Below are 22,863 nucleotides of genomic sequence, written 5' to 3'. Positions count from 1 at the left end.
CCCCCTAGCAGGCGCCCCGGACCCCCGGATCGCGCCACGCCCAACTGATACGTAAGGAGAGCCAACATGGCTGCGAAAGACGTTCGCTTCGAAACCGATGCCCGGAACCGGATGCTGAAAGGCGTCAACATCCTGGCCAACGCCGTCAAGGTGACGCTGGGCCCCAAGGGCCGCAACGTCGTCATCGACAAGAGCTTCGGCGCCCCCCGCATCACCAAGGACGGCGTCACCGTCGCCAAGGAGATCGAGCTCGAGGACAAGTTCGAGAACATGGGCGCGCAGATGGTGAAGGAAGTCGCTTCCCGCACCAATGACGAAGCTGGCGACGGCACCACCACCGCCACCGTCCTGGCCCAGGCCATCGTCAACGAAGGCGCCAAGTCGGTTGCCGCCGGCATGAACCCGATGGACCTCAAGCGCGGCATCGATCTTGCCACCGCCAAGGTCGTCGAGGCCATCAAGGCCGCCGCCCGCCCCGTCAACGACAGCGACGAAGTCGCCCAGGTCGGCACCATCTCCGCCAACGGCGAGAAGGAAATCGGCCGTCAGATCGCGGATGCGATGCAGAAGGTCGGCAACGAGGGTGTCATCACCGTCGAAGAGAACAAGGGCCTCGAGACCGAGACCGAAGTCGTCGAAGGCATGCAGTTCGACCGCGGCTACCTGTCGCCCTACTTCGCGACCAACACCGACAAGATGATCGCCGAGCTCGACGATTGCCTCGTCCTGCTGCACGAGAAGAAGCTCTCCTCGCTGCAGCCGATGGTCCCGCTCCTCGAGCAGGTCATCCAGTCTCAGAAGCCGCTGCTGATCATCGCCGAGGATGTCGAGGGCGAAGCCCTGGCGACGCTCGTCGTGAACAAGCTGCGTGGCGGCCTGAAGATCGCCGCCGTCAAGGCGCCCGGCTTCGGCGACCGCCGCAAGGCCATGCTGCAGGACCTCGCCGTCCTGACCGGTGGCCAGGTCATCTCCGAAGACCTCGGCATGAAGCTCGAGAACGTGACGATGGACATGCTCGGCACCGCCAAGCGCATCGAGATCACCAAGGACGAGACGACCATCGTCGACGGCCATGGTGACAAGGCCGAGATCGAGGCCCGCGTGAACCAGATCCGCACGCAGATCGAGGACACCACCTCGGACTACGACCGCGAGAAGCTGCAAGAGCGTGTTGCCAAGCTGGCCGGCGGCGTCGCCGTCATCCGCGTCGGCGGCATGACCGAGGTCGAGGTGAAGGAGCGCAAGGACCGCGTCGATGACGCGCTCAACGCGACCCGCGCCGCGGTTCAGGAAGGCATCGTCGTCGGCGGTGGCGTGGCCCTGATCCAGGGTGCCAAGTCTCTCGACGGCCTCGTCGGCGAGAACTCGGACCAGAACGCCGGCATCACCATCGTGCGCAAGGCGCTCGAGGCTCCGCTGCGCCAGATCGCGCAGAACGCCGGTGTCGACGGCTCGGTCGTTGCGGGCAAGATCCGCGAGTCGGACGATCTGAAGTTCGGCTTCAACGCCCAGACCGAAGAGTACGGCGACATGTTCAAGTTCGGCGTGATCGACCCCGCGAAGGTCGTCCGCACCGCGCTCGAGGACGCTGCCTCGGTGGCCGGCCTGCTGATCACCACCGAAGCGATGATCGCCGACAAGCCCAAGAAAGAAGAGCCCGCCGGTGGCGGCGACATGGGCGGCATGGGCGGAATGGGCGGCATGGGCGGCATGATGTAAGCTGCCCGGCTTACCCGGACCGATTGGGGCGCTCCGAAAGGAGCGCCCCTTTTTCTTTATATGCTGACGCCGAAGGGCGGCGACGCGGTGCGACGCTGCTACTGGGCCGCCTGGATGGTTTCGCCCCTTTGGGGCTCGCCCCGGTCGATCATCCTGCCGTTGGCCCGGTAGTGAGAGACCTGCGCCGGCAGGCCTTCGCCTTGCTTCAGTCTCGGGCTGGTCTGGAGATGGAAATGCAGATGCGGCTCTGACGTGTTGCCGCTGTTCCCACACAGGCCGATCTCATGCCCCGCCGTGACCGCATCGCCTTCTGAAACCCACAGGCTGTCCTGCCGAAGATGGGCGCGAAAGCCGTACGCCTCGTTGCCGAAGTCGATGACGACGTGGTTTCCGGCTGGATTGTCCGGCGAGGTCGTTTTGATTGCCCGTCCCGCACGACTAGCAGGTCCAGCGCAAATCGCTGGCCTTCGTCCGCGGCATGGGAGGGACAGCCGTGATCAACCTCGGAAGCCTCGGTTCGGGGCGGCCTCGTGTTCTGCGAGCGTGCCTGCTGCTCGCGGGGCGCCTGGCGCGGCGCTGCAAGGGGCCGGGCGGGCTGCCTCCCTGAACCCGATCAATCAGCGCGGCGCGAGGTGCCGCACGAGGAAATCGAGCTGCGCCTCCCAGGCCGCCGGATCGGTCTTGAAGGTGGCGTGGTCCTTGCCGGCGGCGATCATCAGCTCGTAGCGCTTGCCCGCCTCGTCCAGCGCGCGGGCAAGGCGCAGGGTGACGGCGGGCAGCACGTTCTCGTCCATGTCGCCGTGGCCGAGGAACAGCGCCCCCTCCAGCCGGTGGGCCAGCGGCGCGTTGGCGACCGCGTCGTGGCTGCTGCTGCCATCCCCGGCCACGACCAGCGGGCCTTGCCACTTCTCCGGCCAGCAGCGGTTGTAGGCGCGCGACTCGTGGCTGCCGGCGGTGGCGACGGCGGCATGGAAGACGCCGGGGTACTCGAGGATCGCCCGCGCCGCCGCATGGCCGCCGGCGGAATGGCCGATGATGCCGACCCGCCCGGCATCGAGTGCCGGCCGTTCGGCGCAGAGGGCGCGGATCGCCGCGACATGGTCGCTGAGGAACCCCGGATCGCCGAGGTTGCCGTGGCAGAGGTCGTGGAAGGGCTTGGAGCGGTAGGGCGTGCCGCGCCCGTCCATCATCAGCACCGCGAAGCCCAGCCGCGTCAGCGCGGCGGCCATGGCGAGTTTCGGCAGGTCCTCCCCCGTCAGGGCGGCGCGCGGCGTCTGGATGCATTGCGGGCCGGGATAGACCATGTCGACCAGCGGCCAGCCGCCCTCGGGCGCCGGCCCCTCGGGCTGCCAGAGCAGACCGAAAAGCCGCGTGGCGCCATCGGCGGCGGTCAGCGTCAGCCGCTCGGGCAGGGGCCAGTTGATGTCGCTTTTTGCCTCGCCTAGCTCGGCCACCACCGCGCCGTCCGATGTGCGGCGCAGGACGTGGCGGGGCAGGGCATCGAAGGTGCCCAGCGTCTCGACCAGATGCGCGCCGTCGGGCGCCACGGCGGCGGGCGCGGAGCCAAGCCGCTCGGCCTCGGCCAGAAGGTCCGGCCAGCCGACCTCGCGCAGGTGGGCGCCGTGATCGCCCGCGCCTTCGGCGAGGACGCGCGCCGGCCCGCCGTCGAGGGGGGCGGCGAGGATGCGGCGCAGGTAGGGATCGGGGCCGTCCTCCGGGCTGCCGGCGAGGACGATGGCCTCGCGCCGATCCTCGTCGACATGCAGCAGGTCGCAGACCGTCCAGTCGCCGCGGGTGATGCGCGCCTTGCGCGCGCCGGTGGCGAGGTCGTGCAGCGACAGGTGCCCCCAGCCGTCCGACTGGCTGAACCAGACGACCTCACCCGTCCGGTCGAGCAGGCGGATGTTGGGCAGGGCGCCGAAGGCGGGATTCACCTCCGCGAAGCTGGCGGATGTCTCTGCCAGCACCTCGCGTTCGGTCCCCGTGGCGGCATCGACATCGCAAAGCGTCAGCTTCGTCTCGAAGCGGTCGTGATCGACGTAGAAGAGGCGGGCGCTGTCGGCGCTCCACCAGGCCTCGCGGCGTTCGATCAGGCTGGTTTCGGTGACGTGGACGGGGCGGAGGGGGCGGACCTCTCCGGTCTCGACCTCGATCACCGCCTGATGCGCCATCGGCAGGCTCTCGTCCGGATCGCCGGTGAAGGCGTTGCGCAGGCTCCAGATCTGCGGCGCGTAGCTGCCGTCATCGGGGATGTTCTGCACCAGCGGCACCACGCGCACGGCGCGCTCGTCGAGCTGATGGGTGAAGATGCGCCGGGAATCCGGCGACCAGATCGCGACGGGCGGCAGGCGCAGGCCCTGCCGCGCGATGTGGATGGTCTCGAGGCTCTGGTCCGGCGACTTGGCCCATTCGAAATGGGCCTCGGCGCTGTCCGTCAGGCGCCGCTCTTCGCCGGTGGCCACCTCTCGCAGCCACAGATCGCCCGCCCGGCGCAGCAGCACGAGGGTTCCATCGGGCGAGGGCAGCTCGTCCGGGGCATTGGGACGCGGCGCGCGCGGGGTCAGGCTGGCGCCGTCCCAGTGCCAGATCTGCGCCCCGGCGCGGAAGGTCACGCCCGGCTCCAGCGACAGGATCTCGAGCGCCGCGAAGTCGCTTCCCTCCGGCAGGGCCGCCCGCAGCGCGGCGTGGTCGAAGGCCGGGGCCTGCGCGCCGGTCGCGGCGGTGACGGTGCGGTACTCGGGGCCGGAGACTGTCTCGGCGCGGTACCAGAAGCCTCTGCCGCCCGGGCTCCAATGCGGCGCGAGCGTCAGGTTCCGGGCAAGGCCGTCCCGGCGGTCGGGGCGGAAGGGGGCGATCGCCTCCCTGTCCTGGGCGGTCAGTCCGGTCATGCGGGGGCCTCCTCTTCGAGGGGGAAGTGGCAGGTGTAGCTGCGCGCGGGCTCTCGCGTCCGGTCGGGCGCCTCGCGGGCGCAGAGGTCCCGCGCGAAGGGGCAGCGGCCATGGAACTCGCAGCCCTCGGGGCGCTGCGTCAGGCTGGGCACCTCGCCCTCCAGCGCGATGCGATCCCGGCGCGCCTCGGCGTCGATGATCGGGTTCGCCGAGAGGAGCGCCTTGGTATAGGGGTGCCGCGGCTGGGCGAAGATCGCCTGCGTCTCGCCGATCTCGACGAAGCGGCCGAGGTACATGATTGCCATTTTATCAGCGACATGGCGCACGATGTTAAGGTTATGCGTGATGATCAGGATCGCCAGATCCAGCCGCTCCCGCAGGTCGTTGAGCAGGTTCAGAACCTCGCTCTGGACCGAGACGTCGAGGCCGGCTGTCGGCTCGTCCGCGATCACCAGACGCGGCTCCAGCGCGAGGGCACGGGCAACGCCGACGCGGCGGGCCTGACCGCCCGACAGCTCGTGCGGGCGGCGGTCGGCCATCTCGGCGCTCAGGCCGACGAGGCCGAGCAGACGCTCAACCTCGCCCTCGGGGATCGGCTGGCCGTGGATGCGGAAGGGCTCCTCGATCAGGCCGCGGATGGTGAAGCGCGGGCTGAGAGAGCTGACCGCATCCTGGAACATGAAGGCGACGTCGCGGCGCAGGGCCTTCGCCTCGCCGCCCGTGCGGCCCGCGACGGGCTTGCCGTCGAACAGCACCTCGCCCGTGATGTCGCCGCCGAGGCCGGCGACCGCGCGGGCCAGCGTCGTCTTGCCCGATCCGCTTTCGCCGACCAGCGCCATGGTCTCGCCCGGCGCGATGTCCAGATCGACGCCGGCGACGCCCTCGATATGGGTGTCGCGGCCCAGCGCGCGGGCCAGCGGCCCGCCGGTGTTGAAGCGGACGTGCAGGTCCCGGACTGTCAGAAGCGCGCTCATGCCGGCACCTCCAGGCGCGGGGCATCCGCGAAGTGGCAGCGCACCTGCTCCGATCCGCCGGCGGCGCGCGGGGCGGGCGCCTCTGTGCGGCAGCGGTCCTCGGCGCGGGGGCAGCGGCCGGCGAAGATGCAGCCCTGCGGCAGGTCGATCAGGTCCGGCAGGCTGCCGGGGATCGAGGGCAGGTGCCGCCTCTGCTCGGCGATCTGCGCGGGATCGCAGGCGAAAAGAAGCTGCGTGTAGGGATGCCGGGGGTCGCGAAAGACCTCCATCGTCGGGCCGCTTTCGACCAGCGCCCCGGCATACATGATGTCGATGCGGTCGCAGAGCTCGGCCACCACGCCGAGGTGGTGGGTGATGAAGAGGATGGCGCAGCCGATCTCCTCCTGCAGCTCGCGCAGCAGGTCGATGGTCGCGATCTCGAGCGTGGCGTCGAGGGCGGTCGTCGGCTCGTCCGCGACCAGAAGGTCGGGCTCGGCCATCAGCGCCATGGCGATGGCGACGCGCTGGCGCATCCCGCCCGAGAATTCATGCGGGTAACTGTCGATCTTGGTCTCGGCATCGGGGATCTTCACCCGCTTGAGCATCGCGACGGCGCGGGCGCGCTTGGCGGCGCGGCTCTCGCGGCTGCGGTGCTGGATGTCGATCATCTGCCGGCCCACGGTCAGCACCGGGTTCAGCGTCTCCATCGGGTCCTGGAACACGACCGAGATGCGGTCGCCCAGAAGCTGGCGCATCCGCTTCTTCGGCGCATGGGCCAGATCCTCGCCCGAAAGGCGGATCGCTCCGCCCTCGATCCGGGCGGCGCCGGGCAGCAGCCGCAGGATCGATTGCATCAGCGTGGACTTGCCGCAGCCGCTCTCGCCGACGAGGCCGACGATCTCGCCGCGGCCGATGGTGAAGGAGACGTCGCGCACCGCGCGCAGCGTCCCCGTGGGGGTGGCGTAGCTGACGCTCAGCCCGTCCACCGAGAGGATGTCGTCTGTCTGTGTCATCGCTTTGCCAGTTTCGGATCGAAGGTGTCGCGCAGCGCCTCGCCGAGGAAGGTGAAGCCGAGGGCGGTGATCACGATCGGGATGCCCCCCGCGATCACCATCCAGGCGCTGTCGCGGATGTAGGAGAAGCCGTCGTAGAGGATCGTCCCCCAGGACGGCGCGGGCGGCCGCACCCCGAGGCCGAGGAAGGACAGACCCGCCTCGATCCCGACGACGATGGGGATGTCCATCGCCGCAAGGATCAGGATCGGCCCGAGGATGTTCGGCAGCACATGGGCGAAGACGATGCGCGCGCCGCCCGCGCCGAGCGACCGCTCGGCCTCGATGTAGTCGGCATTGCGGATGGCGAGGGTCTGGGTCCGGGCCATCCGGGCATAGGCCGGCCCGTTGACCAGCACCACGACCAGCACCACCGCCCAGAGGCTGGGCCCGGTGAAGGTGACAAGGACGAGGGCCAGCATCACCGTCGGCACGCTTTTCATCGCGTCGAGGATCAGCAGCAGGATGTTGTCGGCCCAGCGCGGGCCGAAGCCCGCCGCGACGCCGGTCACCAGCCCGAAGACCAGCGCCAGCGCGGTCGCGCCGATCGACAGGGCCAGCGCCACGCGCGCGCCGTAGAGAACGCGGGTGAAGAGGTCGCGGCCAAGGTTGTCGGTGCCCAGCCAGAACTCCGCCGTGGGCCCCGAAAAGCGGTCGAGCGGGCTGAGGCCGGTGGGTGAATGCGGGCTGAGCCCGGCAAGGGCGGCGCCCAGCACGGTCAGCGCGATCAGCGTCAGCCCCAGCGCGCCCAGCGGGTCGGCCACCAGCCGGGCCAGCGCGCCGCGCGGTTTCGTGCGGCGGCTGGGGGCGGCTGCGGGATCAGTGTGCAAGGTCATGACGCACCCTCGGGTCGAGCCAGGCGATCAGCAGATCGGCGGCGAGGTTGACCGCCACGAAGAAGACGGTGGTGAAGAGGACGGTGCCGGTGACGACCGGATAGTTCCGCGCGAGGATCGCGTCGTAGACCAGCTTGCCGATGCCGGGGCGGCCGAAGACGATCTCGGCGAAGACGGCGCCGGACAGCATCTGCCCGATGCCGAGGCCGAGCACGGTGATCGTCGGCAGGATCGCGATGCGCAGCACGTAGTCGTACATGATGCGCCGGTCCGAGATGCCGAAGGCGCGGGCGGTGCGCACGTGGCTCTGTCCCGTCACCTCGAGCATGGAGGCGCGCAGTATCCGCGCCGTGTAGCCGATCCAGGCCAGCCCCAGCGCGAGAGAGGGCAGGACCAGCCGATGCGCCACGTCCCAGAAACCCTGGCCCGCGCCGATGGCCGGGAACCAGCCGAGGTTGATCGAGAAGATCAGCAGAAGGTAGATCGCGATCACGAAGGAGGGCACCGCCATGACCGAGACCGACAGGACCGAGGTCAGCCGGTCGATGGCGCTGCCGCGATGCGTGGCCGAGATCACGCCCAGCACGATGCCGGGCACCACCGCCACCAGCATCGCCCCGCCGACGAGGCGCAGCGTGTCGGGCAATTGCGCGAGGATGACCTTGAGGACCGGCGCGCCGGAGATCACGTCGCGCCCGAGATCACCCTGCAGGATCGATCCGTAGAAGCGCAGGATCTGGCTCCAGATCGGCAGGTCGAGGCCGAGGCGCGCCCGCAGCTCTGCCACCAGCGCGTCAGAGGCGCGCGGCCCCAGCGCCACGCGGGCCGGATCGCCCGGCACCGCGTAGATCATCACGAAGAGGGCAGCGATGACGATCACGACGACCGCCACCGAAAGCCCCAGCCGTTTCAGCCCGTAACTCAGCATGAACCGGTCCTTAGCTGCGGGTAAAGCGCGGCAGGATCGGGGTGCCGTCGGGGCGCATCGCGTCCTCCACGCCATCCGCCGTCAGGATGCCGACCGGCTCGAAGGTCAGGAAGACGAAGTCGCCCGATTCCTCCATCAGGTCCTGCATCCGCACGTACATCTCGGCGCGGGCCTCGGTGTCCAGCTCGCTCGCCGCGGCGCGATGAAGCTCTGCGTATTCGGCATTGTCGAAGCGCTGCCAGTTCCAGACGCCGACCTGCGCCGGGGTGAACCAGACGGTCGCCCAGCTGGGATCGGGCTGCATCGTGAAGCTGAAGAGGAACAGTTGCAGATCGCGCCACTGGTCCCCCTCGGATTCGACGCCGAGGCTCCAGAAGGTGCCGCTCTCGTACTGGTCGATCTGCACCATGACGCCGATATCGGCGAGCAGCGCCTGGATCACCTGCGCGGCGGCCAGATCCTCGGCCGTCTGCTGGATTGCGAGGCTGACGCGCAGGCCCGAGGCGCCCGCCTCGTCCAGAAGCTGGCGCGCCCGCTCCGGGTCGTAGTCGTAAAGGTTCGCCTCGCGGTGGCCAGTCAGCCCCGGCGCGATGATGCCGGCGGCGGGTTCGGCAGCGCCGAGATAGGCGGCCTCGACCACGGCCTCGCGGCTGATACCGTGCTGGATCGCGCGGCGGATGTTCTGGTCGGCGAGGTCGGCGTTGCCCTCGTTCATGCCCAGCCAGTAGTAGTTCAGGCCGGTGAACCGCTGGAAGCTGCCGCGCGCGGGCGGCGTCTCGGCATAGCGCGCCATCGAGGAGATCGAGGTCTGCGCATGGTCGATGTCGCCCGCCTCGAAGCCCAGCTCGGCGGTCTTGGGATCTTCGATCGGGATCAGCTCGATCTCGTCGAATTCCACCTCGAAAAGGGTGAAGTCGGGGTTCCGCTCAAGCACGACGCGGGTGCGCGGCTCCCAGCTGCGGATGCGGTAGGGGCCTGAATAGACCGGCGGCTCGGTGGTGAACTGCCCGCCCGCGGCCTCGATCGCGGCCTGCGGCAGGATGATCCCGCTGGTGGCCGGCAGCGTCGAATTGAACAGCGGCGCGAAGGGCGCCTTGAGCACGATGGTGCCGCTGTACTTGCCCGTGACCTCGACGTGGTCGAGCTGGGCCCAGTCCTCGGCATAGGGGCTGTCGACCTCCGGGTCGGCGATCCGCTCGTAGGAGAACTTGACGTCCTCGGCGGTCATCTCGCCGTAGTCGCCCGAGTACATGATCCCTTCGTGCAGCTCGAACTCGATATGGGTGTCGTCCACCTGCTCGATCCGGCTGAAGGCGACGGGCTGGGCGGTGAACTGGTCGGTCCCGGTCTCGAACTGCATCGCAAAGGCGTAGATGCACTCCATCACCAGCGCGTCGGAGGCCGAGGTCCAGAAGGCCGGGTCGAGGTTCTGGATATCGGCGTAGAGGCGCGCGCGCAGGCGGCCGCCCTCGTCCGAGGTCTGCGCCAGCGCGCGGGTCGCGGGCAGGGCGGCAAGGCCGCCGGCGGCGAGGCCATGGCCCAGAAGGCCGCGGCGAGTCAGGCGGTAGGGGGTGCGGATCATGTCGTACCTTTCGTCTCTGCTGCGCCGGTGTGGCGCGAAATGGGTGGCGCGCGGTCAGAGCCGCGCGACGCTGTCCTGGAAGTCGCGGTGGAAGACCATGCGCTTGCCCTCGTAGGCCTCGAGGCGCTGGACGATGTGGAAGTGCTCCGCATCGGCCCAGAGGCGGGTGCGGGTGACGGTGCGCGTCTGCCAGTCGCCGCGCCCGGTGCTCCGCTCCCATGTCATGTCGACATTGGCGCTGGCGGGATCGCCCTTGCGGATGCTCCAGACCTCTTCCATCCGGCTCGAGGTGACAAGGCCGTGGGTCAGGTCCTCGGTCGGCGGCACGGTGCCCGAGATGGTGATCCGCGTCTCGCCGGTGGTCACGTCGGTCTCGATCCGCTTGTCCTCCTGCCGCTCGCCATGGGCGCGCTGCGGCAGCTCGGGGGCGGCCTCGGGCTCGGGGAAACGGCGCTCGTCGCCCTGCGCCGTGGGGCGGACGGGCAGGGTCAGCGCGCCGCCGCTGATCGTGGCGGTGACCGGCGCGGCCTCGGGCCAGATGAAGGGCCAGTAGCTGGTCGAGACGGCGATCCGCAGGCGGTGCCCCTCGGGTAGGCGATAGGCGATCTGGTCGAGGTCGAAGGCGATGTCGACCGTCTCGCCCACCGGCATCGCCACGGGCTGCTCGCGCCCTTCGCGGTGGCGCAGGTTGAAGACGCCCATGGTGATCAGGGCCGAGGTCCCGTCGGGCCGCAGATCGCACAGCCGCACGGCCAGCTGCGCCTTGGGCTGGTCGGTCGCCACCCGCAGCGCGATGCGCGGGGCGCCGACGATATCGGTCGTCTCGGCCACGGGCGCACCGTCGAAACAGGCCGAAAGCGCGTCATCGCCGCGCTGGTCGTCCGGCAGCTCTCCGGGGCCGAAGCCGAAGGGGAAGAACTCGCCCGTGCCCATGCCAACGGCGGTCGAGGGGGCGGCGATCTGCGGGAAGGGCGCCGGGTCCCGGGCGTACAGCGTGCCGAAGCCCAGCGGCATCTCGCGCGCCTCGATCCGGGGCGAGGGCCATTCGGCCTCGGTCACCCAGCGGCCGGGGCGATGCTCGAGCCCGATGTCGGGCGCGACGCTGTCCATCAGCCAGGCGGTATAGGCCGGGTCGTCCTCGACGCCCGTTTCCTCGTCCTTGAGCCAGCGGTCCCACCAGCGCAGCGCCTCCTGCAGGAAGCCGATGCGCGGGCCGGGCACGGCCATATGCGGATACTTGTGGTTCCAGGGGCCGACGATGCCCTTGACCGGCGCATCGAGGTTGCTGACCAGCTTCGAGATCGTGTCGCGGTAGCCGTCGTGCCAGCCGCCCACGGTCAGCACGGCCGCCTCGATGGACGACCAGTCCTCGCAGACCGAGCCGTGCTTCCAGTAGTCGTCGTAATGCTGGTGCTCGTGCCAGGTGCGGGCGAGGAAGGGCGTGTTCTCGAGCCGCTCGATCCACATGTCGCGCCAGCGGTCCCCGACGATCTCGGGGTCCGGCGCGGACGAAAACCAGGACAGCACGGTCGAGGCCCAGCCGATGTTCTCGCCCAGCAGGCAGCCGCCCTTGTAGTGAATGTCGTCCGCATAGCGGTCGGCGCTGGAGCAGATGGTGACCACGGCCTTCAGCGGCTCGGGCCGGCGGGCGGCCAGCTGCAGCCCGTTGAACCCGCCCCAGGAGATGCCGATCATCCCCAGCTTGCCGGTGCACCAGGGCTGCGCCGCGATCCAGGCGATCACCGCCTCGCAATCGCGCATCTCGGTCTCGGAATACTCGTCGTCGAACAGCCCCTCGCTGTCGCCGCAGCCGCGCATGTCGACGCGGATCGCGGCATAGCCGTTCTGCGCGAACCAGGGGTGGTTGCGGGCGTCGCGGGCGGCGGTGCCGTCGCGCTTGCGGTAGGGCAGGAACTCGAGGATCGCCGGTACCGGCTGCGCGGCGGCATCGCGCGGCATCCAGACCCGCGCCGAAAGGGTGGTCCCGTCCGGCAGCGGGATCGACATGTCTGGCGTCTCGACGATGGGGCGTGTCATGGGCGGTCCGGATCCTTTCCGTCTGGTGTTGCCACGGGCATAGAGCCCGGCCTTTCCCCTTGACAATTTCGCGGCTTTACACGTACTTGCGCGACTTTAAGCGGAGGCGTTGAAGGGCGCGGAAAATCCATGCCGACCCGGCACGAAAAACAGGAGATTTTCTCGAAAAATCTTCGCAGCCTTTGCGCGGAGCAGCGCTCCGTCTCGGCGATCTGCCGCGAGATCGGCCTCAATCGCCAGCAGATGGAACGCTATCTGAAGGGGGCGGCGATGCCCTCGGCGCATAACATGCGCCGGCTGTGCCTGTTCTTCGACCTGCCGGAGGCAGCGCTGCTGGGCGATCCGGCGCGCCTGCGCCAGCGCCGCCGGAGCGAGGCGCCGCTGCAGGTACTGCCGCTGATCGAGGCGCTGCGACCCCAGCCCGGAGAGCTGCCGCTGCTACGCCGCTACATCGGCCATCACCACTACTTCTTCCTGACGCCGACCTGGCCGGGGCAGGTGCAATGCGGGCTGATGGAGTTCTACCAGCAGGGGGACCATGTCCTCTCGCGCTACCTCGGACGCGTGCGCGATCCCGATTTCGACAAGACCGTCCGCTCGCGCTTCGAAGGGCAGGTCGTGCTGCGCGGCGACCGCATTTTCGTGATCGAGAAGGTGCGCGGCGTCGTCGACAGCTTCGGCCAGACGATCCTCTATGCCGCGCATCAGCATCAGGGGAATTACCTGACCGGCATGACCTTTGGCATCGGCTGGCACCCGCACCGCGCGCCCTTCGCCTCGCAGGTCATCACCCGGCGGGTGCCCGAGGCCACGCCCCTGCGCCAGGCGGTGCAGGGCTGCGGTCTTTATGCGGCGGACAGCCTGAAGCTCGATCCCATCGTGCGCAGCTACTTCGCCACCCGGTCAGAGCCCTTCGGCGTCGGCGGCTAAAACGGCACGCTTCGAGGCCGGGGCGCGGGCAGGCGCCGGTCAGCCCTTGGCCAGCAGCGCTTCGACCTCGTCCTGCCGCGGGATCGCGGCGGCGGCGCCGGGGCGGGTGACCTGCAGCGCGCCGGCGGCCATGGCGTAGCGCAGCGCGGCCTCCGGCCCCTCGCCGGCATCGAGGCGGGCGAGAAAGGCGCCAAGCACCGTGTCGCCGGCGCCGGTGGTATCGACGGCCTCGACCCTGTGGGCCGCGGCGCGGATGCTCTGGCCGCCAGCGCGATACTCCGCCCCCTCGGCGCCAAGGGTGACGAGCACCGCCAGCCCCTCGGGCAGGGTGCCGCCGGCCTCCTGCAGCTGGGCAAGCTCGATCTCGTTCACCGCCAGCAGGTCGATACGGTCCAGCAGCGGCAGCACCGCCTCTGCATCGAAAGGCGCGGCGGCCAGCGCCACGCGCAGCCCGGCCTCGCGGGCGAGGGCCGCGCCGCGGCCCAGCATGTTGGTCTCGTTCTGCAGCAAGGCCCAGTCGCCCTTGGCCATGCGGGTCAGCGCCTGCGCCACCGCCGCCTCCTCGATCCGGGCATTGGCGCCGGGATCGAGGACGATCAGGTTCTCGGCCTCCGCATCGACGAAGATCGTCGCGCTGCCGGTCAGCGCGCCGGTCACCTGCGCGATCTCCTCCAGCGCCAGCCCCTGCGCGCGCAGCGCCTCGAGCATCGCCTCGTCCCCCGCGCCGATGGCGCCGAGGTGACGGACCTGCCCGCCCGAGCGGGCGATCGCCACGCTCTGGTTCAGCCCCTTGCCGCCCAGCCCGACCGAGGCCGAGGTCGCGGCCAGAGTCTCGCCCGGCTGCGGAAAGCGCGGCACGCTGTAGACGCGGTCCCAGTTGATCGAGCCGATGTTCAGGACGGTCATTCAGCGCCTCTTGCCAGGGGCCGCGGGGTGCGGCCGGGGCAGACACTCTTTCGCAAGATATCCGGCGCGGCAAGAGGCCGCGTGGGGGCACCGAATTGGCGGTGGCGCGCTGGCCGGAGTTCCCGCTAGGACAGGGGCCAAGAGGACGGGAGGCCTTATGACCGATATCAACGAGCTGGTGGACGCACTGACGCTGGAGGAGCAGGTCAGCCTGCTTTCGGGCGAGGATTTCTGGTCGCTTCCGGCGATCGAGCGGCTGGGCATCGGCAAGCTGCGGGTGACCGACGGGCCGAACGGCGCGCGGGGCGGCGGCTCTCTCATCGGGGGCGTGAAGTCGGCGGCCTTCCCGGTCGGCATCGCCATCGGCGCCACCTGGAACGTCACCCTGGCGCAGGAGATCGGCACCGCGCTGGCGCGCGAGGTCAAGGCCAAGGGGGCGCATGTCTCGCTTGCGCCGACGGTGAACATCCACCGCTCGGTCGCCAATGGCCGCAACTTCGAATGCTACTCCGAGGATGCGGAGCTGACCGCCGCGCTGGCCGTCGGCTATATCCGCGGCCTGCAGGAGAACGGCGTCTCGGCGACGATCAAGCATTTCGCCGGCAACGAGAGCGAGATCGAGCGGATGACGATGGATTCCGTCGTCTCCGAGCGGGCGCTGCGCGAGATCTACCTGCGCCCCTTCGAGGACGCGGTGCGCGAGGCCGGGACATGGGGCGTCATGTCCTCCTACAACCGGCTGAACGGGCCCTATACCTCCGACAGCCGCTGGCTGCTGACCGAGGTGCTGCGCGGCGACTGGGGCTATGACGGCGTGGTGATGTCGGACTGGTTCGGCTCTCACTCCACCGCCGATAGCGTCAATGCCGGTCTCGACATCGAGATGCCGGGGCCGACGCGCGACCGGGGCGACCAGCTGGTCGCCGCGGTCAAGGCGGGCGAGGTCGCGCCCGAGACGATCCGCACCCGCGCGCTGAACGTGCTGCGCCTGATGGAGCGGACGGGTGCGCTGCAGGGCAGCGCCCCTTTCGAGGAACGGTCCGAGGACCGGCCCGAGGATCGCGCGCTGATCCGCCGCGCCGGGGCGGAAGCCGCGGTGCTCCTGAAGAACGAGGGGCTTCTGCCGCTGACGCCCGGCGGCCGCGTCGCGGTGATCGGCCCCAATGCCAAGGTCGCGCGGATCATGGGCGGCGGCTCCGCGCAGCTGAACCCGGTGCATGCCATCAGCCCATGGGACGGGCTTGCGGCGCGGCTGGGCGAGGAGGCCCTGCGCTTTGCCAAGGGCTGCAGCAACCACCGCTTCGAGCCTGTCTGGTCCGGCGATCTGCAGGTCGCCTTCTACGAGGGCCGCGATTTCTCGGGCGATCCGGTGCATGTCGATACGATGGAGGAGGCGCAGGCCTTCTGGAACCCGCCGCTGGCGGGCGGCAAGGTCGATCCGACACACTTCTCGGCCCGCGTCACCGGCACCTTCACGCCCGAGGCGGACGGCACCTACCGCATCGGCCTGCATTCCGTCGGCCTCTCGCGGCTATACGTGAACGGCACCCTCGTCGCCGACGCCTGGGAGGGGTGGACCCCCGGCCGCACCTTCTTCGAGCAGGGCTGCGATCCGGTGCTGGGCGAGATCGCCCTGACCGCCGGAGAGCCGGCCGAGGTGCTGATCGAATTCGCCTCCCTCGACCAGGTGGGGCTGGGCTTTGCCGCGCTCTATGCCGGGATCGGCCTGCCGCTGGGCGAGGAGGCCATCGAAGAGGCCGTGCGCGCCGCCAGCGAGGCCGAGACCGCGATCCTTTTCGTCGGCCGCTCGGGAGAGTGGGACACCGAGGGCTCCGACCTTGAGGATATCGCGCTGCCGGGCCGGCAGGACGATCTGATCGCCCGCGTTGTGGCCGCCAATCCGCGCACCGTCGTCGTGCTGCAGACCGGCGGCCCGGTCGAGATGCCCTGGCTGGACGACGCGCCGGCGGTGCTGCAGGCCTGGTATCCGGGGCAGGAGGCCGGTCATGCCATTGCCGACGTCCTTTACGGCGATGCGGAGCCGGGTGGGCGCCTGCCGCAAAGCTTTCCGCGGCGCTGGGCGGACAACCCGACCTTCAGCCAGGACCCGGAGGTCTATCCCGGACAGGACGGCAAGGTCCGCTACGAGGAAGGCGTCTTCATCGGCTACCGGCACTACGACAAGGTCGGGATCGAGCCGCTGTTCCCCTTTGGCTTCGGCCTCAGCTACACCGACTTCACGCTGACCGGCCTCGCGGTCGAGGCGGCGGAGGACGGCGCCCTGGCGCGCCTTACCGTCAGCAATACCGGGGACCGCGCCGGCAGCACCGTGGTGCAGCTGTACCTCGGCGAGGATGGCGCCCCGCTGCCGCGCCCGGTGCGCGAGCTGAAGGCCTTCGAGAAGCTCGCGCTTGAGCCGGGCGAAAGTCGCGAGGTCATGCTGAGCCTGCCGCCGCGCGCCTTCGCCTGGTACGACGAGGGCGGCGCCTGCTGGCGCGTCACCGGCGGCAGCTACCGGATCGAGGCCGGCTTTTCCGCCGCCGACCTGCGCCAGCAGGCGGATGTCGAGATCGGCGCCGCCGTGATCGCGAAAGAGGCACAGCGCTGACGCCATGACCTGCGCCCGCGCCGCGACCGGCGGCGCGGGCGTCTTTTGCCCTTGGGGCCGGGCGCGCCCGGGCGTAGGCCTGTGCCCAGGCGCAAGAACGAGGCCCAGATGACCCCCCAGAACTCCCCCGCGATCTTCGACGGTCACAACGACCTGCTGCTGGCCCTCTCTTCGGGGCGAACCAGCGTGGCACAGGTGCGCGACGGTGGCGGGCCGACGCAGATCGACCTGCCGCGCGCGATCAAGGGCGGCTTCGGCGGCGGCTTCTTCGCGCTCTATGCGCCCAGCCCCGACAAGACCCGCCCCGACACCAGCGCGATGGAGGGCGAGAGCTACGACCTGCCGCTGCCCGGCCTGCTGGAGGAGGGTGCGGCCCTGCGCAGCGCCATGGTGCAGGTCTCGATGTTCCGTGACCTTGCGGCGGCGGGGGTGATCCTGCCCTGCACGAGCGCGGCGCAGATCGAGGCGGCGCTCGACGGCCCTGCGATGGCGGCGGTGCTGCACCTCGAGGGGGCCGATTGCATCGACCCCGACTTCCACGCGCTGCACGTCCTGCATGCGCTGGGCCTGCGCAGCCTTGGCCCGGTCTGGAGCCGCGAGACGCGCTGGGCGACCGGCGTGCCCTTCCGCTTCCCCTCGACCGGGGACATCGGGCCGGGGCTGACCGAGGATGGCAAGCGGCTGGTGCGCGAATGCAACCGGCTGGGCATCATGATCGACCTGTCGCATCTGAACGAGAAGGGCGTCGATGACGTCGCCGCCCTGACGGATGCGCCGCTGGTCGCGACCCATTCCAATGCCCATGCCATCAGCCCGCATGCGCGCAACCTGACGGACCGGCAGCTGGACCAGATCGCCGAGAGCGGCGGCATGGTTGGGTTGAACTTCGCCGCCGCTTTCCTGCGCCCCGACGGGCAGATGCAGGCGGATGTCCCGCTAGAGGTGATGATCCGCCACCTCGACCACCTGATCGGGCGGCTGGGCGAGGGCGGAGTCGGCCTTGGCTCCGACTTCGACGGGGCGGTCGTCCCGCAGGAGATCGGAGATCTTGCCGGTCTGCCCGCGCTGATCGCGGCGATGCGAAAGGCGGGCTACGGCGAGGCGCTGATCGCGCGCCTCTGCCACGGCAACTGGCTGGACGTGCTGCGCCGGACCTGGGGGCGCTAGCGCCCGCCCCGGACCGAGCGCAGCGCACTGTCGAGAAGGTGGCGGGTGTAGTCGTGGCTGGCCTCCAGCCGGCGCATCCGCTCCACCCCCAGCTCCTCGACGAGGGCGCCGTTCTGCATCACCGCGATGCGGCTGCACATGTGCCCGATCACCCCGAGGTCATGCGAGACCATGAGGTAGGTCAGCCCCAGCTCGCGGCGCAGGTCACCCAGCAGGTTCAGGATCTCGGCCTGGACCGAGACGTCGAGGGCCGAGGTCGGCTCGTCCAGCAGCAGGATCTGCGGCTCGGGGGCAAGGGCGCGGGCGATGGCGACGCGCTGGCGCTGCCCGCCCGAAAGCTGGTGCGGGTAGCGAAAGCGGTAGCCGCCGCCGAGGCCGACCTGGTCCAGCAGCGTCTCGATCCGCGCGTCGACGCCTTTCAGCCCGTGCAGCCGCAGCGTCTCGGTCAGGACCTGATCGACCGTGTGGCGCGGGTGAAGCGAGGCATAGGGGTCCTGGAACACCATCTGCACCGCGCGGTGGAAGTCGTGGCTGCGGCGCGGGCCGGGCTTCTGCTGCTCGCCCAGCACGGCGATTTCGCCCGACCACTCGGGCACCAGCCCGACCAGCGCGCGCAGCACCGTGGACTTGCCCGATCCGCTTTCCCCGACAAGGCCGTAGCTCTCGCCGCGCTCGACCGCGATCGTCACGTCGCGCACCGCGTGGTTGCGATCCTCGTAGTCGCCGAAGACGACGTTCAGCTTGCGGATGTCGATGGCGCTCATAGCAGGGCACTCACGCTGGGGGCGCTGCGCCAGTCCGGGTCGCGTTTCAGCGCCTCCAGCCTGTCGCGCGGATGCTCGAGGTCGGGAACGGAGTTCAGCAGCCCGCGCGTGTAGGGGTGCTGCGCCTCGTGCAGGCGCCCGGCATCGCAGACCTCGACGATCCGGCCCGCGTACATCACCGCCACCCGGTCGCAGAAACCCGAGACCAGCGTCAGGTCGTGGCTGATGAAGATCAGCCCCATGCCGCGGTCGCGCACCAGCTTGTCCATGATCTCGAGCACCTGAAGCTGCACCGAGACATCGAGCGCCGAGGTCGGCTCGTCCGCGATCAGGATCTCGGGGTTGGGGATCAGCATCATCGCGATCATGATGCGCTGGCCCATCCCGCCCGAAACCTCGTGCGGGTAGAGGCGCATCACCCGCTCGGGCTCGCGGATGGCGACGGCGTCCAGCATCTCGATGGCGCGGGCCTTCGCCTCGCGCTGCGAGACCTTCTCGTGGGTGCGCAGCGCCTCGGTGATCTGCCGGCCCACGGTCATCACCGGGTTCAGCGAATACTTCGGGTCCTGCATGATCATCGAGATGTGCTTGCCCCGGATCGCCCGCATCCGGCGCGGGCTGGCGGCCCTCAGGTCCTCGCCGTTCATCGTCATGCGGGTGGCGGTCACGCGCCCCGGCGGGCGGATCAGCCCCAGCACCGCGCGGCCCGTCATCGACTTGCCAGAGCCGCTTTCGCCGACGATGCCCAGCCGCTCGCGCCCCAGCGAGAAGGAGATGCCGCGCACCGCCTCGAATTCGCCCGAGCGGGTGGGGAAGGTGACGGAGAGATCCTCGACGTCCAGAAGGTTGCTCATTGACCGGAATCCTTGGGGTCGAGAACGTCGCGCAGCCCGTCGCCGATCAGGTTGAAGGCAAGGGAGACGGCGAAGATGGCAAGGCCGGGGATCGTCGCGACCCACCAGCTGTCCAGCAGGTAGTCGCTGCCGCCCGAGATCATCGCCCCCCATTCGGGGCTGGGCGGCCGCGCGCCGAGGCCGAGGAACCCCAGGCCCGCCGCCGTCAGGATGATCCCCGCCATGTCGAGCGTGACGCGGATCACCAGGCTGGGCACGCAGAGCGGCCAGATGTGCCGGGTGACGATGCGCACCGGTCCCGCGCCCTGCAGCCGCACGGCATGGATGAAATCGGCGCCGCGGAAGGTCAGCGTCTCGGCCCGCGCGATGCGGGCATAGGGCGGCCAGGCGGTCAGCGAAATCGCCAGCACCGCGTTCTCGATCCCCGCGCCGAGGGCCGAGACGAAAGCCAGCGCCAGGATCAGCCGCGGAAAGGCGAGGAAGATGTCCGTCACCCGCATCAGTACCGTGTCGACGATGCCGCCCGCATAGCCGGCGATGGTGCCGACCAGCAGCCCCAGAACGGGCGCCACCAGCACCACCAGCAGCACGATATAAAGCGAGATGCGCGCCCCGAAGAGCAGGCGGGACAGGATGTCCCGGCCAAGGCTGTCGGTGCCCAGCAGGTGCCCTTCGCTGCCCGGCGGCAGCAGGCGGTCGCCGAGGCTTTGCGCATAGGGGCTGTAGGGCGCCAGCAGCGGCGCGAAGATCGCCGCGAGCACCAGCAGCGCGAGGACGGCGAGGCCCAGCATCGTCAGCCGGTTGGCGCGCAGCCGCTGCCAGCCTTGATACAGGCTCGCGGCGCGGGCCTGTCGGCGCGAGGCGGGCGCATCGGCGGTCAGCCAGGCGCGCCATGTGGTGGGGGTGGGGAGGCTTGTCATTTCGCCCTCGGGTCGAAGACGCGGTAGAGGATGTCCGACAGGATGTTCAGGCACACGAAGATCGTGCCGATCACGACTGTCCCGCCCAGCACCGCGTTCATGTCATTGGCCAGCAGCGAGGTGGTGATGTAATTGCCCAGCCCCGGCCAGGCGAAGATGATCTCGGTCAGCACCGATCCCTCCAAGAGGTTGGCATAGCTCAGCGCGATCACGGTGATCAGCTGGACGGAGATGTTGCGGAAGGCATGGCGCCAGACGACGTGCCATTCGCTGAGGCCCTTCACGCGGGCCGTGGTCACATACTCCGAACTCAGCTGTTCAAGCATGAAGGACCGCGTCATCCGGCTGATGTAGGCGAGCGAGAAGTAGCCAAGAATCGAGGCCGGCAGGATGATGTGCGAAAAGGCGTCGCGGAACACCGTCCAGTCGCCGGCGATCGCGCTGTCGACCAGCAGCAGCCCGGTCCGCGTCGGCACGAGGCCCTGATAGAACACGCCCAGCCGGCCCGGCCCCGAGACCCAGCCGAGGATGCCGTAGAACAGCAAAAGTCCCATCAGCCCCAGCCAGAAGATCGGCATCGAGTAGCCGACGAGGCCGAGGATGCGGGCGATCTGGTCGATCCAGCTTCCGCGGTAGACCGCCGCCAGCACGCCCAGCGGCACGCCGATGCTGACGCCGATCAGCGTGCCCAGCGTCGCCAGCTCCAGCGTGGCGGGAAAGACGCGGGCGATGTCCTGCGCTACCGGCTGCCCGGTCCGAAGCGAGCGGCCGAAGTCGCCCTGAAGCACTTCGCCGACGTAGGAAAAGAACTGCACCAGCAGCGGCCGGTCGAGGCCGAGCGCCTGGTAGGCGGCCTCGTACTGCGCCTGCGTCGCGCGTTCGCCGATCACCGCGAGGACGGGGTCGATCGGCATCACCCGGCCGATCATGAAGGTCACGAAGAGAAGGCCCAGCAGGGTCACGGCCACCGTGACCACGAGGCTCAGCGCCTTTCGCGGCCAGCGGGCAAGAAGGGGCGCGGGGCGCCCCTTCCCAAGGGTTGCATCGCCCATGGCGCGCCTACTTCGACACGGCCCAGTAGAAGACCGAGGTGATCGATCCGCCGGCGACCCAGCCCTCGACCTCGCTGCGCATGGCGTTCTGCTCCACCTGCTGGAACATGATGCCGAAGGGCGCGGTCTGCGCGAACTCCTCCTGCAGGGCCATGTACTGCTCGGCGCGGGCCTCGGTGTCCTGCTCGGTCACGGCGGCCTGGGTGGCCTCGTTCATCGCCTCGGGCACCGCCCAGGCGTTGCGCCAGGCCAGAAGGCCGGTCAGCTGCGCCTCGTCCGAGTTGTCGGGGTTATAGGCGAAGGTGCCGGCATTGGTGTTCGGGTCGGGATAATCCGGCCCCCAGGCGCCGAGGTAGATGTCGTGCTGGCGGGAGCGGTAGACATCCAGCGTCTGCGCGCCGGTGCCGACATTCAGCTCCACCTCGATGCCGATCTGGCCCCAGGTGTTCTGCAGCGACTGCGCGATGCCGAGGTCGATCTGGTCGTCGCGCACTTCCATCGAGATCGCGGCATCCTCGACCCCGCTTTCGTCCATCAGCGCCTGCGCCTTCTCGATGTCGAAGCTGTAGGGCGTGTCGGTCATCGCGCCGAGGAAGGTCTCGGGCAGGAAGGCCTGGTGCACGTTGTACTGCCCCGAGAGGAAGCTGTCGGCCATGCCCTGGTAGTCGGTGGCCCACTTCATCGCCTCGATGACCTGCGGGTTCGACAGCACGTCGCTTTTCTGGTTGGCGCCCCAGTACTGGATGCGGCCGCGCAGCTCGTCCATGACCTTGATGTCCTCGCTGCCCTCGATCCCGGCGATGTCCGAGGGCGAGAGGTCGCGCGCCACGTCGATATCGCCCCGCTCGAGCTGCAGGCGCTGGGTCGCGCTTTCGGGGATGTGCTGCACCACGATGCGGGGCAGGGCGGGCGCCTCGCCGCTGTAGTTCTCGTTCGCCTGCAGAATGTAGCTTTCGTCCGGGGTCCAGCTTTGCAGCATGTAGGGGCCGGAGCCGGCAGAATTGTTGCGCAGCCAGGTATTGCCCATGTCGTCGCCGGCATTGGCCATGACGGTCTCGCTGTCGACCACGCTGGCGATGGTGGCGGTCAGGCAGTTCAGCACGAAGGAGACGGCGTAGGGCTGGTCCAGCGTCAGCACCAGCGTGGTCTCGTCGGGGGCGGTGATCCGCTCTTCGACGTTGTCGGCGGTGAAGCCGAACTGCGTCAGGATGAAGCTGGGCGTCTTGTCCAGCTTCACGGCGCGCTGCAGCGAATAGGCCGCGTCATTGGCGGTGACCGGATTGCCCGAGGCGAAAACGTGATCCTCGGCCAGGGTAAAGGTGATCTCGGTCCCGTCCTCGCTGACCTCCCAGCTTTCGGCGAGGCTGGGCTGGTAGCCGGCCTCGAGGTCCGTGGGATCGAAGCTGACGAGCTTTTCATAGACGTTGTCGACGACATCGCCGGCCGAGAACTCGAAGGCCTCGGCGGGGTCGAGCGTGATCAGGTCGTCGATCGCCGAGGCGACGATCAGCATGTTCGGCGGCGTGTCCGCCAGCGCGGGCATGGCCGTGGCGCCCATCAGGGCGGCGATGGCAGCGGCCTTCAGGCCGGAACGGTGCATCATGTGCAATCTCCCTCTGGTGGCCCCTTGTGCCGGGGCTCGCGTTGTTCCGCGTCAACACAGACCC

General features: G+C 69.5%; 18 protein-coding genes. 4 read left to right on the top strand and 14 right to left on the bottom strand.

The features are described from left to right. The first annotated feature begins 66 nt into the window (after nucleotides 1–66). A complete protein-coding gene (groL, locus tag DFP88_RS12610; protein WP_110815053.1) occupies nucleotides 67–1,719 on the top strand; it encodes a chaperonin GroEL in 1,653 nt (550 codons plus the stop codon). 98 nt (nucleotides 1,720–1,817) lie between these two features. Here groL and DFP88_RS17545 read toward each other — a convergent pair whose 3' ends face one another. The 8 genes from DFP88_RS17545 to DFP88_RS12570 all read right to left on the bottom strand — a co-directional run bounded on the left by DFP88_RS17545 (nucleotide 1,818) and on the right by DFP88_RS12570 (nucleotide 11,995). Continuing rightward, nucleotides 1,818–2,177 (bottom strand): M23 family metallopeptidase, encoded by a 360-nt coding sequence (locus DFP88_RS17545; protein WP_425450838.1) that lies wholly within the window; start codon nucleotides 2,175–2,177, stop codon nucleotides 1,818–1,820. 159 nt (nucleotides 2,178–2,336) lie between these two features. Beyond that, on the bottom strand, nucleotides 2,337–4,607 hold the full coding sequence (locus tag DFP88_RS12600) for a S9 family peptidase (RefSeq protein ID WP_110815052.1): 2,271 nt from the start codon (nucleotides 4,605–4,607) through the stop codon (nucleotides 2,337–2,339). Next, nucleotides 4,604–5,581 (bottom strand): oligopeptide/dipeptide ABC transporter ATP-binding protein, encoded by a 978-nt coding sequence (locus tag DFP88_RS12595; protein WP_110815051.1) that lies wholly within the window; start codon nucleotides 5,579–5,581, stop codon nucleotides 4,604–4,606. Before DFP88_RS12595 ends, DFP88_RS12600 begins: the two co-directional genes overlap by 4 nt. Further along, nucleotides 5,578–6,573: an ABC transporter ATP-binding protein gene (locus DFP88_RS12590; RefSeq protein ID WP_110815050.1), complete on the bottom strand. Its 996-nt coding sequence runs from the start codon at nucleotides 6,571–6,573 to the stop codon at nucleotides 5,578–5,580. The genes DFP88_RS12595 and DFP88_RS12590 overlap by 4 nt, the downstream gene beginning before the upstream one ends. Continuing rightward, nucleotides 6,570–7,448 (bottom strand): ABC transporter permease, encoded by an 879-nt coding sequence (locus DFP88_RS12585; RefSeq protein WP_110815049.1) that lies wholly within the window; start codon nucleotides 7,446–7,448, stop codon nucleotides 6,570–6,572. Before DFP88_RS12585 ends, DFP88_RS12590 begins: the two co-directional genes overlap by 4 nt. Further along, a complete protein-coding gene (locus DFP88_RS12580; protein WP_110815048.1) occupies nucleotides 7,432–8,376 on the bottom strand; it encodes an ABC transporter permease in 945 nt (314 codons plus the stop codon). The genes DFP88_RS12585 and DFP88_RS12580 overlap by 17 nt, the downstream gene beginning before the upstream one ends. 10 nt (nucleotides 8,377–8,386) lie before the next feature. Then, complete coding sequence (locus tag DFP88_RS12575) at nucleotides 8,387–9,958, bottom strand: ABC transporter substrate-binding protein (protein ID WP_110815047.1); 1,572 nt, start codon at nucleotides 9,956–9,958, stop codon at nucleotides 8,387–8,389. A gap of 54 nt (nucleotides 9,959–10,012) precedes the next feature. Then, nucleotides 10,013–11,995 (bottom strand): CocE/NonD family hydrolase, encoded by a 1,983-nt coding sequence (locus DFP88_RS12570; protein ID WP_110815046.1) that lies wholly within the window; start codon nucleotides 11,993–11,995, stop codon nucleotides 10,013–10,015. Between the two features lie 129 nt (nucleotides 11,996–12,124). Between DFP88_RS12570 and DFP88_RS12565 the strand changes: the two genes are divergently transcribed. Beyond that, nucleotides 12,125–12,925 carry an XRE family transcriptional regulator gene (locus DFP88_RS12565; RefSeq protein ID WP_110815045.1) on the top strand — a complete coding sequence of 267 codons (801 nt, stop codon included), beginning with the start codon at nucleotides 12,125–12,127 and terminating at the stop codon, nucleotides 12,923–12,925. 39 nt (nucleotides 12,926–12,964) lie between these two features. Here DFP88_RS12565 and DFP88_RS12560 read toward each other — a convergent pair whose 3' ends face one another. Next, on the bottom strand, nucleotides 12,965–13,831 hold the full coding sequence (locus DFP88_RS12560) for a ribokinase (protein ID WP_110815044.1): 867 nt from the start codon (nucleotides 13,829–13,831) through the stop codon (nucleotides 12,965–12,967). 157 nt (nucleotides 13,832–13,988) lie between these two features. Between DFP88_RS12560 and DFP88_RS12555 the strand changes: the two genes are divergently transcribed. Further along, entirely contained in the window at nucleotides 13,989–16,439 is a 2,451-nt protein-coding gene (locus tag DFP88_RS12555) for a beta-glucosidase (RefSeq protein ID WP_110815043.1), read from the top strand. Between the two features lie 108 nt (nucleotides 16,440–16,547). Beyond that, nucleotides 16,548–17,606 (top strand): dipeptidase, encoded by a 1,059-nt coding sequence (locus tag DFP88_RS12550; protein WP_110815042.1) that lies wholly within the window; start codon nucleotides 16,548–16,550, stop codon nucleotides 17,604–17,606. Here the strand turns inward: DFP88_RS12550 and DFP88_RS12545 are convergent. Genes DFP88_RS12545 through DFP88_RS12525 form a run of 5 tightly spaced genes read right to left on the bottom strand, consistent with a single transcriptional unit; the run spans nucleotide 17,603 to nucleotide 22,799 of the window. Next, entirely contained in the window at nucleotides 17,603–18,370 is a 768-nt protein-coding gene (locus DFP88_RS12545) for an ABC transporter ATP-binding protein (RefSeq protein WP_110815041.1), read from the bottom strand. The two genes, DFP88_RS12550 and DFP88_RS12545, sit on opposite strands and share 4 nt — an antisense overlap. Then, the gene (locus tag DFP88_RS12540) at nucleotides 18,367–19,224 is read right to left on the bottom strand and encodes an ABC transporter ATP-binding protein (RefSeq protein WP_110815040.1); all 858 of its coding nucleotides are present in this window, start codon (nucleotides 19,222–19,224) and stop codon (nucleotides 18,367–18,369) included. The genes DFP88_RS12545 and DFP88_RS12540 overlap by 4 nt, the downstream gene beginning before the upstream one ends. Beyond that, the gene (locus tag DFP88_RS12535) at nucleotides 19,221–20,144 is read right to left on the bottom strand and encodes an ABC transporter permease (RefSeq protein WP_110815039.1); all 924 of its coding nucleotides are present in this window, start codon (nucleotides 20,142–20,144) and stop codon (nucleotides 19,221–19,223) included. The genes DFP88_RS12540 and DFP88_RS12535 overlap by 4 nt, the downstream gene beginning before the upstream one ends. Then, entirely contained in the window at nucleotides 20,141–21,196 is a 1,056-nt protein-coding gene (locus DFP88_RS12530) for an ABC transporter permease (RefSeq protein ID WP_110815038.1), read from the bottom strand. The genes DFP88_RS12535 and DFP88_RS12530 overlap by 4 nt, the downstream gene beginning before the upstream one ends. Before the next feature lie 7 nt (nucleotides 21,197–21,203). Next, nucleotides 21,204–22,799: an ABC transporter substrate-binding protein gene (locus tag DFP88_RS12525; protein WP_181418639.1), complete on the bottom strand. Its 1,596-nt coding sequence runs from the start codon at nucleotides 22,797–22,799 to the stop codon at nucleotides 21,204–21,206. Between the last annotated feature and the right edge of the window lie 64 nt (nucleotides 22,800–22,863).

This window comes from Pseudoroseicyclus aestuarii, from assembly GCF_003217255.1.
Lineage (GTDB): Bacteria > Pseudomonadota > Alphaproteobacteria > Rhodobacterales > Rhodobacteraceae > Pseudoroseicyclus > Pseudoroseicyclus aestuarii.
Note: the sequence above shows the minus strand (reverse complement) of the source record. Positions and strands in the feature narration are given on the sequence as shown.

What these genes read in the sequence shown, in the direction of transcription:
- DFP88_RS12600 (WP_110815052.1), bottom strand. Translation starts at nt 4,607, where the DNA reads ATGACCGGACTGACCGCCCAGGACAGGGAGGCGATCGCCCCCTTCCGC.
- DFP88_RS12525 (WP_181418639.1), bottom strand. Translation starts at nt 22,799, where the DNA reads ATGATGCACCGTTCCGGCCTGAAGGCCGCTGCCATCGCCGCCCTGATG.
- DFP88_RS12580 (WP_110815048.1), bottom strand. Translation starts at nt 8,376, where the DNA reads ATGCTGAGTTACGGGCTGAAACGGCTGGGGCTTTCGGTGGCGGTCGTC.
- DFP88_RS12595 (WP_110815051.1), bottom strand. Translation starts at nt 5,581, where the DNA reads ATGAGCGCGCTTCTGACAGTCCGGGACCTGCACGTCCGCTTCAACACC.
- DFP88_RS12570 (WP_110815046.1), bottom strand. Translation starts at nt 11,995, where the DNA reads ATGACACGCCCCATCGTCGAGACGCCAGACATGTCGATCCCGCTGCCG.
- DFP88_RS12535 (WP_110815039.1), bottom strand. Translation starts at nt 20,144, where the DNA reads ATGACAAGCCTCCCCACCCCCACCACATGGCGCGCCTGGCTGACCGCC.
- DFP88_RS12585 (WP_110815049.1), bottom strand. Translation starts at nt 7,448, where the DNA reads ATGACCTTGCACACTGATCCCGCAGCCGCCCCCAGCCGCCGCACGAAA.
- DFP88_RS12545 (WP_110815041.1), bottom strand. Translation starts at nt 18,370, where the DNA reads ATGAGCGCCATCGACATCCGCAAGCTGAACGTCGTCTTCGGCGACTAC.
- DFP88_RS12555 (WP_110815043.1), top strand. Translation starts at nt 13,989, where the DNA reads ATGACCGATATCAACGAGCTGGTGGACGCACTGACGCTGGAGGAGCAG.
- DFP88_RS12575 (WP_110815047.1), bottom strand. Translation starts at nt 9,958, where the DNA reads ATGATCCGCACCCCCTACCGCCTGACTCGCCGCGGCCTTCTGGGCCAT.
- DFP88_RS12565 (WP_110815045.1), top strand. Translation starts at nt 12,125, where the DNA reads ATGCCGACCCGGCACGAAAAACAGGAGATTTTCTCGAAAAATCTTCGC.
- DFP88_RS12560 (WP_110815044.1), bottom strand. Translation starts at nt 13,831, where the DNA reads ATGACCGTCCTGAACATCGGCTCGATCAACTGGGACCGCGTCTACAGC.
- DFP88_RS12540 (WP_110815040.1), bottom strand. Translation starts at nt 19,224, where the DNA reads ATGAGCAACCTTCTGGACGTCGAGGATCTCTCCGTCACCTTCCCCACC.
- DFP88_RS12590 (WP_110815050.1), bottom strand. Translation starts at nt 6,573, where the DNA reads ATGACACAGACAGACGACATCCTCTCGGTGGACGGGCTGAGCGTCAGC.
- DFP88_RS12530 (WP_110815038.1), bottom strand. Translation starts at nt 21,196, where the DNA reads ATGGGCGATGCAACCCTTGGGAAGGGGCGCCCCGCGCCCCTTCTTGCC.
- groL (WP_110815053.1), top strand. Translation starts at nt 67, where the DNA reads ATGGCTGCGAAAGACGTTCGCTTCGAAACCGATGCCCGGAACCGGATG.
- DFP88_RS12550 (WP_110815042.1), top strand. Translation starts at nt 16,548, where the DNA reads ATGACCCCCCAGAACTCCCCCGCGATCTTCGACGGTCACAACGACCTG.